This is a genomic window from Serratia sp. B501 (assembly GCF_051172315.1).
Lineage (GTDB): Bacteria > Pseudomonadota > Gammaproteobacteria > Enterobacterales > Enterobacteriaceae > Serratia > Serratia ureilytica.
In genome coordinates this window covers 62,406-74,902 of sequence record NZ_JBPIZB010000006.1, presented here as the reverse complement: position 1 = coordinate 74,902, position 12,497 = coordinate 62,406, and the positions used below count along the sequence as shown (strand labels likewise).

The 12,497-nt window shown below is 43.8% G+C and carries 12 protein-coding genes and 1 other RNA gene; 10 read left to right on the top strand and 3 right to left on the bottom strand.

Annotated features, from left to right (window positions below; genetic code table 11):
• Positions 1 to 105 precede the first annotated feature (105 nt).
• The 3 genes from nadK to bamE all read left to right on the top strand — a co-directional run bounded on the left by nadK (position 106) and on the right by bamE (position 3,311).
• Positions 106 to 984, top strand: a complete 879-nt coding sequence (gene nadK, locus ACSBQV_RS18075; RefSeq protein ID WP_004929107.1) for an NAD(+) kinase — start codon at positions 106 to 108, stop codon at positions 982 to 984.
• Between the two features lie 86 nt (positions 985 to 1,070).
• Positions 1,071 to 2,732 (top strand): DNA repair protein RecN, encoded by a 1,662-nt coding sequence (gene recN / locus ACSBQV_RS18070; RefSeq protein WP_048325148.1) that lies wholly within the window; start codon positions 1,071 to 1,073, stop codon positions 2,730 to 2,732.
• 240 nt (positions 2,733 to 2,972) lie between these two features.
• Positions 2,973 to 3,311, top strand: coding sequence for an outer membrane protein assembly factor BamE (bamE, locus tag ACSBQV_RS18065; protein ID WP_044030646.1), 339 nt, complete (start codon positions 2,973 to 2,975; stop codon positions 3,309 to 3,311).
• Between the two features lie 116 nt (positions 3,312 to 3,427).
• Here the strand turns inward: bamE and ACSBQV_RS18060 are convergent, their stop codons facing one another.
• Both ACSBQV_RS18060 and ACSBQV_RS18055 read right to left on the bottom strand, forming a co-directional pair.
• Positions 3,428 to 3,712 (bottom strand): RnfH family protein, encoded by a 285-nt coding sequence (locus ACSBQV_RS18060; RefSeq protein ID WP_004929098.1) that lies wholly within the window; start codon positions 3,710 to 3,712, stop codon positions 3,428 to 3,430.
• Positions 3,705 to 4,139, bottom strand: a complete 435-nt coding sequence (locus ACSBQV_RS18055; RefSeq protein WP_004929096.1) for a type II toxin-antitoxin system RatA family toxin — start codon at positions 4,137 to 4,139, stop codon at positions 3,705 to 3,707. The genes ACSBQV_RS18060 and ACSBQV_RS18055 overlap by 8 nt, the downstream gene beginning before the upstream one ends.
• 161 nt (positions 4,140 to 4,300) lie before the next feature.
• Here ACSBQV_RS18055 and smpB point away from each other — a divergent pair, with 161 nt between their 5' ends.
• From smpB to ACSBQV_RS18025, 6 genes are all read left to right on the top strand, one after another.
• Positions 4,301 to 4,783, top strand: a complete 483-nt coding sequence (gene smpB / locus ACSBQV_RS18050) for an SsrA-binding protein SmpB (RefSeq protein ID WP_016929804.1) — start codon at positions 4,301 to 4,303, stop codon at positions 4,781 to 4,783.
• A gap of 49 nt (positions 4,784 to 4,832) precedes the next feature.
• Positions 4,833 to 5,196, top strand: a transfer-messenger RNA (tmRNA) gene (gene ssrA, locus ACSBQV_RS18045).
• Between the two features lie 166 nt (positions 5,197 to 5,362).
• Positions 5,363 to 6,592, top strand: coding sequence for an integrase domain-containing protein (locus ACSBQV_RS18040; RefSeq protein WP_063268356.1), 1,230 nt, complete (start codon positions 5,363 to 5,365; stop codon positions 6,590 to 6,592).
• A gap of 249 nt (positions 6,593 to 6,841) precedes the next feature.
• Positions 6,842 to 8,005, top strand: coding sequence for a hypothetical protein (locus ACSBQV_RS18035; protein ID WP_241911111.1), 1,164 nt, complete (start codon positions 6,842 to 6,844; stop codon positions 8,003 to 8,005).
• Positions 8,002 to 8,448, top strand: a complete 447-nt coding sequence (locus ACSBQV_RS18030; protein ID WP_063268354.1) for a three component ABC system middle component — start codon at positions 8,002 to 8,004, stop codon at positions 8,446 to 8,448. The genes ACSBQV_RS18035 and ACSBQV_RS18030 overlap by 4 nt, the downstream gene beginning before the upstream one ends.
• Entirely contained in the window at positions 8,448 to 10,268 is a 1,821-nt protein-coding gene (locus tag ACSBQV_RS18025) for a DUF3732 domain-containing protein (RefSeq protein WP_080213949.1), read from the top strand. The genes ACSBQV_RS18030 and ACSBQV_RS18025 overlap by 1 nt, the downstream gene beginning before the upstream one ends.
• 54 nt (positions 10,269 to 10,322) lie before the next feature.
• On the opposite strand, the gene ACSBQV_RS18020 is transcribed toward ACSBQV_RS18025, so the two are convergent.
• Positions 10,323 to 10,799 (bottom strand): hypothetical protein, encoded by a 477-nt coding sequence (locus tag ACSBQV_RS18020; RefSeq protein ID WP_048990929.1) that lies wholly within the window; start codon positions 10,797 to 10,799, stop codon positions 10,323 to 10,325.
• Between the two features lie 192 nt (positions 10,800 to 10,991).
• On the opposite strand from ACSBQV_RS18020, the gene ACSBQV_RS18015 reads away from it, so the two are divergent.
• Entirely contained in the window at positions 10,992 to 12,491 is a 1,500-nt protein-coding gene (locus ACSBQV_RS18015; RefSeq protein ID WP_099803157.1) for an SIR2 family protein, read from the top strand.
• The last annotated feature ends 6 nt before the right edge of the window (positions 12,492 to 12,497 follow it).

Here is a 12,497-nt window from a genome sequence, read left to right as displayed (position 1 = left end):
ATTAATCTCGCAACTTGGCTTATTATGGGGATCAAAACCGGGGTTTCAAGTCAACCGGTCACAATGTGGGGCATAAACGGGTCCCGGTGAGGAAAATCACAACAAATGAATAAAAAATTCGCCTGTATTGGCATTGTTGGCCACCCGCGTCACCCTTCAGCGCTGGCAACCCACGAGATGCTGTTCCACTGGCTGGTCGCCCGCGGCTATTCGGTGATGGTCGAACGCCAAATCGCCCATGATTTGGGGCTGAAAGACGCCGTCACCGGCAGCCTGGCGGATATCGGCCAGCGCGCCGATCTGGCGGTGGTGGTCGGCGGCGACGGCAACATGCTCGGCGCCGCGCGCGTGCTGGCGCGCTACGACATCAAGGTAATCGGAGTCAACCGCGGCAACCTCGGTTTCCTCACCGATCTCGATCCCGACAACGCCCTGCAGCAGCTGGCGGACGTGCTGGAAGGCGAGTACATCGACGAACAGCGTTTCCTGCTGGAAACCATCGTGCATAAAGAGCACCAGCAGTGCCGCATCAGCACCGCCATCAACGAAGTGGTGCTGCACCCCGGCAAAGTGGCGCACATGATCGAATTCGAGGTGTACATCGACGATCGCTTCGCCTTCTCGCAGCGCTCGGACGGCCTGATCATCGCCACGCCGACCGGCTCCACCGCCTACTCGCTCTCCGCCGGCGGGCCGATCCTCACCCCGTCGCTGGAGGCGATCGCGCTGGTGCCGATGTTCCCGCACACCCTTTCCGCCCGGCCGTTGGTGATCAACGGCGACAGCACCATCCGCCTGAAATTCTCGCAGATCGGCAGCGATCTGGAGATCAGCTGCGACAGCCAGATCGCACTGCCGATCCAGGAAGGCGAAGAAGTGCTGATCCGCCGCAGCAACTTCCATCTGAACCTGATTCACCCGAAGGACTACAGCTATTTCAACACGTTAAGCACCAAGTTGGGCTGGTCGAAAAAATTGTTCTAAAATCTGCATCGGCCACTTTACTGTATATAAAACCAGTTTATACTGTATGAAACTACAGTTATGTGTTTATACACAGGAAGGTTCCCATGCTGGCGCAATTAACCATCAGCAACTTTGCTATCGTTCGTGAGTTGGAAATCGATTTTCAACCGGGCATGACGGCGATCACCGGTGAAACCGGCGCCGGCAAATCCATCGCCATCGATGCGCTGGGGCTGTGCCTCGGCAACCGCGCCGACGGCAACGTGGTGCGCCTGGGAGCCGCCCGCGCCGACATCTGCGCCCGCTTCTCGCTGGCGGACACCCCGTCCGCGCGCGCGTGGCTGGAGCAAAACCAGCTGGACGACAGCAACGAATGCCTGCTGCGCCGGGTGATCAACGCCGACGGCCGTTCGCGCGGCTTTATCAACGGCACCGCCGTGCCACTGTCGCAGCTGCGTGAGCTGGGGCAACGCCTAATCCAAATCCACGGTCAACACGCCCATCAGCTGCTGCTCAAGCCGGAGCACCAAAAAGCGCTGCTCGACGCCTACGCCGACGAACCCGCCCTGCTGGCGGCGATGAGCCAGGCCTACCAACGCTGGCATCAGAGCTGCCGCGAGCTGGCGCACCATCAGCAGCAGTCCATCGAGCGCGAAGCGCGCAAGCAGCTGCTGCAATACCAATTGAAAGAGCTGAACGAATTCGCGCCGCAGGCCGGCGAGTTCGAACAGACCGACGCCGAGTACAAGCGCCTGGCCAACAGCGGCCAACTGCTGACCCTCAGCCAGCAAACGCTGCAGCTGCTGGCCGACAGCGACGAGAACAACATGCTCAGCCAGCTTTACAGCGCCAAACACCTGCTGCTTGAGCTGGCCGGGCTGGACGATAAGCTCAGCGGTCTGCTGGACATGCTGGAAGAGGCCTCTATCCAGATCAGCGAAGCCAGCGACGAACTGCGCCATTACGCCGATCGCATGGATCTCGATCCCAATCGCCTGCACGAGCTGGAACAGCGCCTGTCGCGTCAAATCAGCCTGGCGCGCAAACACCAGGTCGCGCCGGAAGAGCTGCCGCAGCTGCATCAGCAGTTGCTGGATGAACAGCAGCTGCTGTCTCAGCAGGAAAGCGACCATGAGCACCTGAACGAGGCGGTGACCCTGCATCATCAGCAGGCGCTGGCGCTGGCGGAAGAGCTGCACCAGAAACGCCTGCACTACGCCGCCGAGCTGACCACGCTAATCACCGACAGCATGCAGGCGCTCTCCATGCCGCACGGCAAATTCAACATCGACGTGCGCTTCGAACCGCAGCACCTGAGCGCCGAAGGGGCCAGCCGCACCGAGTTCTGCGTCTCCACCAACCCGGGGCAGCCGCTGCAGCCGCTGGCGAAGGTCGCCTCCGGCGGTGAGCTGTCGCGCATCGCGCTGGCCATTCAGGTGATCACCGCCCGCAAGATGGAAACCCCGGCGCTGATCTTCGATGAGGTGGACGTGGGCATCAGCGGCCCGACCGCCGCCATCGTCGGCCGCCTGCTGCGCCAGCTCGGCGAATCCACCCAGGTGATGTGCGTCACCCACCTGCCGCAGGTGGCCGGATGCGGGCATCAGCACCTGTTCGTCAGCAAGCAGACCGACGGCACGGTTACCGAAACCCAGATGGCGCCGCTGGATAAACGCGCCCGGCTGCAGGAGCTGGCGCGCCTGCTCGGCGGCAGCGAAGTCACCCGCAATACGTTGGCGAACGCCAAAGAACTGCTGGCGGCATAAAAAAGCTCAACTTTTTCACTTTCCTGCGGTCTGACAGTGACGCTGTTGGCCCGAGAAATATCTAAAGTGCGGCGCGGCGGTGATCCAAAGCCATCTCAACAGCCTGAAAAAGGCCAAGCGCTTGAGGTGCTAAAGGAAAGCCAACGCGTCGCAACGTGAAAGATGAAGGGTATAAAGGTTTCCAACTGCCGCAAGGTCTATTATCATCGGCATCCTATGCCCTAAAGGAATGTGATTACTATGCGCTGTAAAACGCTGACTGCCGCCGCTGTAGTTTTTGTGATGCTGACTGCAGGCTGTTCTACTTTTGAAAAGGTGGTTTATCGTCCTGACATCAATCAGGGGAACTACCTGACGTCGACCGACGTGGCGAAAATTCAGAAAGGGATGACCCAACAACAGGTCGCTTACACATTGGGCACACCAATGCTGCAAGACCCGTTCGGGACTCAGACGTGGTTCTATGTGTTCCGCCAGCAGCCTGGCCATGAAGACATCACCCAGCAGACGCTGACGCTGACCTTCGACAGCGCAGGCGTGTTGACCGATATCCAGAACAAACCGGCGCTGACCAAGTAATCGGCGCCGCCCGCTCTTCCGGCCCATGAGGTGGCACGATGTTCCTCATGACAGTCGCAGGCTGCAACGCGGAAGAGAAAATCAGTCTCAGATAAAAAATAAGGCGCTTAAGCGCCTTATTTTTTTGCCTTTTCTGCCCGTTGCCGGCGCAGCTCTTTCGGATCGGCGATCAGCGGCCGGTAGATCTCCACCCGGTCGCCGTCGTTCAGCGTATCGCCCAGCTTGGCCGGGCGGCTGTAGATGCCGATTTTGTTGCTTTTAAGATCGATATCCTGGCGCAGCTCCAGCAGGCCCGAAGCCTGGATCGCCTGCTCGACGCTGCTGCCCTCGGCCAGCTTCACCTTGCGCAGGTACTGCCGCTCCGGCAAGGCGTACACCACCTCGACCTGGATGTCAGACACTGTAGACCTCTTTCGCCCGCTGGGTAAATGCCTGCACCATGCTGCCCGCCAGCTCTTTGAACACCTTGCCGAACGCCAGCTCTATCAGTTTGTTGGTGAACTCGAAGTCCAGGTGCAGCTCCACCTTGCAGGCCTCTTCGCTCAGCGGCGTGAACTGCCAGCCACCCATCAGCTTGCGGAACGGACCATCGACCAGCTGCATATTGATGCTCTGGTTATCCAGCAGCGTATTGCGCGTGGTGAAGGTCTTGCTGATACCTGCCTTGGCGACGTCCACCGCGGCGGTCATTTCGTTGGAGGTAGCGTTAAGCACCCGGCTGCCGGTGCAGCCTGGCAGAAAATCGGGATAAGAATGAACATCGTTAACCAACTGATACATCTGCTCGGCGCTGAACGGCACTAATGCAGACCGACTGATCTGGGGCATATCATTTCCTGTAAGACATAAAACGTACAGATAATACCATTTATCTGGCGGCAAACAAAAAATCTGCTAAGGGATGAGGGCACCAAAAATGCGAAAAATTGCGCAGGTGCTGAACGGGAAAGGATTTCTTTCGCTGAAGCATCCAGTATAATGAACGCACTATGACAAAGAAAAAAGCACACAAACCCGGTTCCGCCACCATTGCCCAAAACAAGCGCGCGCGTTTCGAATACTTCATTGAAGAAGAGTTCGAGGCGGGCCTGTCGCTGCAAGGGTGGGAAGTTAAATCGCTGCGTGCAGGCAAAGCCAACCTCAGCGACAGCTACGTGACGTTCCGTGACGGTGAAGCCTACCTGTTTGGCGCCACCATCACCCCGCTCAACGTGGCTTCGTCGCATGTGGTGTGCGATCCGACGCGTACCCGTAAACTGCTGCTGAACCGACGAGAGCTGGACACCCTGCTCGGCCGCGTCAACCGCGACGGTTACACCGTGGTGGCCTTGTCCCTGTATTGGAAAAATGCCTGGAGCAAGATCAAGATCGGCGTAGCCAAAGGCAAGAAAGAGCACGACAAACGCGATGACATCAAAGATCGCGAATGGCAGACGGCGAAAGCCCGTATCATGAAGCACGCCAATCGTTAAGCCGCTGGCTTATCGAGGTAAACTTCTGGTATACTGCACAAAGTTACTTGGGGCTGATTCTGGATTCGACGGGATTTGCGAAGCCCTAGGAGCATGCCGAGGGGCGGTTGGCCTCGTAAAAAGCCGCAAAAAAATAGTCGCAAACGACGAAAACTACGCTTTAGCAGCTTAATACCCTGCTTAGAGCCCTCTCTCCCTAGCCTCCGCTCTTAGGACGGGGATCAAGAGAGGTCAAACCCAAAAGAGATCGCGTGGATGTCCTGCCTGGGGCTGAAGCGTTAAACTCAATCAGGCTAGTCTGTCAGTAGCGTGTCCATCCGCAGCTGGCCGGCGAATGTAAAGATTGGACTAAGCATGTAGTGCCGACGGTGTAGTAATTTCGGACGCGGGTTCAACTCCCGCCAGCTCCACCACTTTATTAGTTGTTCGAAGTACAATGAAGTCTACTAAGCCCGCACAGCACAAGCTCTGCGGGCTTTTTTACGTCTATTGTCGTCCAGTGAGAATTGCTGAGAACTACGAGTTATGGCACCCTGAATGGGACCCACTAAGAAGGGTCCAAAAACCGAGGGTCCCAAAATGGCAAAAATTGCTAAGAAGCTCACTGACACTGAAATCAAAAGCACCAAGCCAGCCGATAAAGAAATCAACTTGTTTGACGGTGATGGTTTGATTCTACGAATCGCTCCTTTGGCGAAAGGAGGCAAGAAAAATTGGTATTTCAGGTATGCAGTACCAGTGAGCAAGAAAAGAACCAAAATGAGCCTTGGGACATATCCTCACCTTACCCTTGCAAGAGCCAGAGCCTTACGTGATGAATATCTCTCCTTTCTGGCAAATGGTGTTGATCCCCAAATCCATAACAACGATAAGGCGAAGGCATTAAAGAGTGCTACTGAGCACACTCTCCAAGCTGTAGCGCGGAAATGGTTAGATGAGAAGGTAAAGACATCAGGTATCTCACAAGACCATGCAGCAGACATCTGGCGCAGCTTAGAGAGAAATGTCTTTCCTGGTCTGGGTAATGTCCCTATCAATGAGATCCGACCTAAGCTCTTAAAACAACACCTTGATCCGATTGAGCAACGAGGCGTATTGGAAACTCTACGCCGTATCATTTCTCGTCTGAATGAAATCTTCCGGTGGGCAGCCACTGAAGAACTTATTGAGTTCAACCCGGCTGACAACCTTGGTCAAAGATTCAGTAAACCAAAAAAGCAAAATATGCCTGCCCTTCCACCAAGCGAATTGCCAAGGTTTATGGAATCTTTGACGAATGCGTCAATCCGGTTGGAAACACGTATGCTAATTGAATGGCAATTGTTGACATGGGTTCGTCCGGGTGAAGCTGTTCGCGCAAGGTGGTCTGATATTGATACAACTAACAGCATTTGGAACATTCCTGCTGATTTTATGAAAATGAAAAAGCCACACAAAGTTCCTTTGAGTAAAGAAGCTTTGCGCATCCTTGAATTAATGAAATCAATAAGTGGGCATAGAGAATGGGTTTTCCCCAGCATTAAAGCGCCTCTTAATCATATGCATGAACAAACAGCCAACGCAGCTATCATCCGAATGGGGTTCGGAGGCGAGCTTGTAGCTCACGGTATGCGTTCTATTGCAAGAACAGCGGCAGAGGAGTCTGGTAAGTTCAGAGCCGAAGTTCTTGAGGCAGCGCTTGCCCACTCAAAAAAAGATGAAATTATCGCAGCATACAATCGTGCAGAATATCTGATAGAGCGACAGAGTTTGATGCAATGGTGGAGTGATTACGTTCAAACTCAAAGAGCTAAAGCTATCGCTGCTTGACTGATACAGGGGATTAGCAAGAAGGATAGGGATAGCCTGAAATGCCCATATGCTGACGAATGCCCCGTAGCTAAAACATTCTCTCGAATTAAAAGCGCATATGTACATAAAACCAGTATAAAAACATAAGGTTATATAACTAAACTTTGATACGTGTGCTTCCATATGTTTTTAGTGTTTGCTATGGTGAATAAATGATACTGATGTTTTTTTATGCTTTCATTGCTTGTTTCCTTAGTGGACTACCATATGGATTTCTTTGAAAAAACTAATGCTGACAAAAATTCAATAGGTTTTACCTATCAAGATTACGTTGCTTTAAAACATGCCTTAGAGCTTAAACCAGAAGAACACATTGGGATTGAAGTTTATGACGATCTCCATCTTGAGAGCATCGAGGGTCATAAAACCTTTATCCAAGTTAAACATTCAATTAACAAGTCTAATATAACTAATAAAGACATAGACTTATGGAAAACATTATATAATTGGTCAGAGGCGATTAAGACCATAGGCGACAAAAGCATTAGCCTTATTTTTTACACTAACAAAGGTCTTACCTTAGAGCCTGGTATCGTGCAACTTTTGACTAACGACACTAAGGACATTGAAAAAATAAAAGATGAAATAGAAAAGATAGAACAAGATCATAAAAATAAGTCAGATGACCTCTATAAGTATATTTCTATCATAAACTCACTCGATAGCAATTCTTCTAAACGTTTATTTAATAGTATAAGTTTTCAACATAGCGAAGATGGGATCATCCGCCAAATAAAAACATTACTAAAAACATTAGCAATCCCTGATGATAAAATAGATGATGCTTTTAATTATATTTCAGGTGCTTTTTTTAAACATAAATATGATTTGGTTAAAAACCATACCAAAATAAATATAAGTTATGATGATTTTCGAAATAATTTGGGAATAGATAGGATTATTCAAATTTCAAGAAATTGTATAAATAATTTCGACCAATACTACGATTTTGAATCTGCATACCCAACTAACGTTGAGTCAAAGATCTCTTACAAACAACTCAAAGATTTGGATTTGAATAGCGATTCAATCGTAAAATATATAAATGAAATGGCCAAAACAGAAGCTTTCATTCAAAAATTGCAAAGCTCTGGAGATTTAACAACTCAAGAAGAAAGACTAATATATCAAAAAGCGTTTGATGAATGGCAATCACGTCATTCAGCAACGTATATACGAAGCCGTTTTACAGAAATAAATGAAGATCATCTCAATAAAGCCTTCTCTGTCTATACTGAATTGACAGGAAACTGTAATATTGTGTTGGATAAAAATCAATTACCTAAATCTATGACTACAGGAACGTTCTTGCTCCTTTCAGATAAGCCCAAAATAGGATGGCTTCAAAACTGGGAGTCAGTCTATAAATGAAAATATATAACAATGAGCTTTTGGGTATATTCTCTTTGCAAGAGGTGTTATCAATAGCATCAAATATTGAAATAAGCAATGCAATGCTAATTTTACCAATTATATTTCATAAAAAAAGCTTAGATTACCTTGCCCACAAGAGAACCAATACACTATCTTTTCAAGATCTACTATTAACCAAGCCCGAAATAATAGTATCCATAAATAAAAGATTCTATAATTTCCTTCCATCCTCAGTTAATTGTGTTTCATTGTGCCTTGAAAATGGAATAGCTGAATTACAACACGGTAAATTAGCATTTAAAAAAAAGTTAATATTAGATAATGCGATCCCGTTTATTGGCAAAAGAGCCGTAAAAATACAGGCAGCATCGATAAATGTTGCACGTTTATTATTAGAAGAACCACACAATATATATGACATTTGTGGAGTTAGATTATAATGCAGATTACTAATATTTTAATATGGCAAATTGATTCAACCTTGAGGAATTTAGAACTTAAGGAAAATAAGGTAAATGTAATAACAGGTGATTCTGGCAAAGGGAAATCCTCAATACTGGCTATCATTGATTATTGCCTTTTATCCTCATCATCTGATGGCATATCAAAAACAAATGTCGATAATTTTGTAAATTGGTATGGGATTAGATTAAGTATAAACGGTAAATATTTCACTATTTGTAGAAAAGCGACACACTTTGAAGAAGATGATCTAGTTTACTTTGACAAAAATGGAGACATTCCACAAATCCCTATTAACAATATCAAAAAAGATGTTTTAAAGGAACATCTGAATTATGAGTTTGGTATTAATAGTTCTCTAAAAATCCCTTATGGTGGTAGATTCATACAACAAGGGTCAAAAGTATCCTATAGATATTTTATCCCGCATTGCTTTATAGATCAAACAACACTAACCTCTTCAGAACATCTTTATTCAAAAATCTCTGATTTAAAGACAAGAGAGCGTATTGACCGAACCTTTGACATGGCTCTTGGCAGTGAAAACGCCGAAACTATGATAATGAGAACGCGGTTAGAAGAATTACAAAGGAATCTTGCTCGTATCGAATATAAACAGTCGGCTAGCAAAGACTCTTATTTCAATTTCGAAAGTGAAATAGAATCACTATACGACAGGGCGTGTTATTTTGGTTTAATAAGTGAAAACCGTAAGAATGAACCAACTGTAAGTGATAAACTTGAAAATTTGAAAGCGATAGTTAATTACAAGGATATAAACGAAATCCCAGCGATTAATGAAAGAACAAAAATTGAAAAAGAACTTTTTCTCTTAAAAAAAGAACTGACAGATATTAATGAATATATAGAAACAAACACTGAATATAAGAAGTTTTTAAAAGACAACCAAGACTCTCTTTTAATAGCCAAATATTTAGATGATAATTATAGCGAAATATTATATACAAAAAACATCTATTCAATCATTAAATCCTTATTGAACCAAAGCTCAGAGATAAAAAAGGCTATAGCCGAAAAAGGACAAAACTCACTCATATCAAAAACAAATGCTAAGAGAAAAGAGTTAGAACTTAAAATATCATCCTTGAGTAAAAAACTTACAACTGTTAGTGATGAAAAGATTACACCAATCGAACTTTATCGGTTCATGGGCGAACTCAGTTCTGAAATTAAACGGATAGTTGTTCTCCCTAAATATGATTACACTGATACTATAGAAAAGATAACTACGAAAATTGATGAGTTAGAAAGCAAGATAACAGATAATAATGCCTTTAAAGAATATACATTGAGTTTACTGAACGGAAAAATAAAGGAAATATTCACACGGATGCCTTTAAAAGGATTTGAGGATGCAACTCCTATATTTAACAAGGCAAAAAAAACACTTGATCTGATAAATAAAAATCAAGTTGAAAAAATGATAGATATTGGAAGTGCTTCTAACTATATGTATGTACATGTAGCTTATTTCCTTGCACTTCACGAATTGGTAAGAGATAGAAACGTACCGTGGGTTCCACGATTCTTAGTAATTGACCAGCCCAGCACTCCATATTTTAGTACTGCTGGTAAAAAAACTGATGACTTTGCAAGCCTTGATGCAGCCCTAAATGAAATTAATTCTTTTGTTGAGAAAATGCGGTCTCATGGTGGTTTCCAAATAATACTGTTAGAGCATATTGAAGAGTCTTATTGGCTTGACAGAGAAATGACGAACTTTACTCTTGTTGATAATGAATTAAGAGGCAATTATGGTTTAATTCATTTCAAATAAAATCGTACAGAGATTATGAGGGCACTATGATTGCATACATAGTGCCACAGCTTATCAGCTACGAGGTTTATAACCAACATCCAGGATAAATTTTGAAAGTTCTGAACGTGTTATATCAATATCATATGCGCTGCATAACATAGCAAGTGCTTGAGCAAATTTTATTCTTATCTTTTGCAGATTTTTATACATCTTCACATTAGCATCAGCGGAATTAGAAATCTTATGAAGACTCATAAGTTCTTCACTCATAGTCAAAACCAAATTTAATAAAACTAATGAAACCGACTCATCATTGCATTTCAGCCTAACATTTTCCGTCTCTTTCTTTATTTCTTCCAGGCTTTTTATAACTGCATAAATAATTTCCTCATCAAGAGGAGCCGTTAAGACTTTCTTTGGTTCAAGAAATTTTATATAACGTTCAATTTCAACTTTATTAGGGTTTTTCTTGATTAAATCCTTCAGGGTAATACCAGATATCGAAACACCAGAACCAATAACAGAGATAATATCCATTATGATCGACATAGATAACTCCTATCATACTCAAAATTAATTTCTCTCGAAGTATATTCCTTATCGTATTACTAAGCAAAATCAATGAGAAAAAAGCACTTTTTGCCCAAGAAAGCTGGACAGTGCTAGATAATCAAACGATAATATTATTATGATTGCTAAAACATCTACTTTCCCTTTATAAACAAAGAGTTAACTTAAATTATGGATATAAGAGAGTTTATCGGGAACTATCGAAATCATCCAGTACTGTTCATTGGAACTGGATTCAGTTTGAGATATCTGTCAAATTCCTTTGATTGGAATGGTCTCCTATCTCATATCTGCTTTGAGCTTACCGGTGATAAAGAATCTTATCTTGACATTAAATCAAAATGTCAAATAAATGGTGAGTATAAATATGAAAAAATTGCAAGCAATATAGAAAGATTATTTAACGAAACTTTATCTAATGACAGAAATGGTAAATTCAAAGAAATAAATGATATTTTCTATACTGAAATGGATAAAGGTGTTAATTTAAGTAGATTTAAAATATATATAACTAAAATATTATCAACCACTTTAGTTAAAGAAGAAAAAAATGACGAAATAGCTGAACTGATAAAAATGAGAAAAAATATTGGTTCAATTATTACTACTAATTATGACACTTTGATTGAACAATTTTTTGAATTCGAACCCCTAATAGGTAATAGCATACTTTTAAGTAATCCTTATGGTTCTGTATATAAAATACATGGTTGTGTCTCTGCCCCTTCCGAACTAACGATTACAGAAGAAGATTATGACTATTTCGATAACAAATATGAACTAATTAGAGCACAATTACTCTCATTATTCATTCATAATCCGGTTATCTTTATTGGTTATAGCATAAGCGATAGAAATATACAGCAAATTTTAAAGACTATTTTTTCCTATGTGCCTACTAACTCAGATATAGCTAATAAAATAAGAAGTAATTTTTTACTTGTCGAATATGAAAAAGATTCACGATCTAATACCATATCTGAACACGATATATATATAGGAAATGCTACCACAATAAGAATAAATAAAATAAAGACTGATGATTACGCTTCTATATATGAAAGCTTGTCAGATTTAATCTTACCAGTTTCAGCAATGGATATTAGAAAAGTTCAAAAAGTCTGGAATGAAATAAGAAGTGGTGGGGATATAGAAGTAAAAATCACAGAAGATTTAGACCAGTTAAAAAATGGACAAATGGTTTTAGCCGTAGGATCTCATAAACGAGTCAAGTATGAGTTCCAAACCAAGCCTGAGATGATGCAAGATTATTTCAAGATTGTTGAGGAAGCAAATAAGCAATTAATTATATTGTTAAATAAACAGAAAATACAAAGTTCCCAGTTCTTTCCAATCTTTGCATTCAGTGAAATCTGCCCTGAACTTGATAATGTAGAAATTTATAAGGAACAACAAAGAAGGAAACTTGCTGATCATTTTGAGCGGACAACTGCAAACAATTGCAGCAATATTCACAATACTATTTCAGAAATTATTGATGATAGGGCATTACCTATCTCAAAAAAAGATGACTGCATCTTTCATAGTTATTATCAAGATAGAATACAATCTGAGGATATTAAGAGTTATTTATTATCTTTCGAAGATAAAAATAGCACAGTATATAGACGATTATTATGCTTGTACGATTATAAACATTATGACATTTAAATTTCA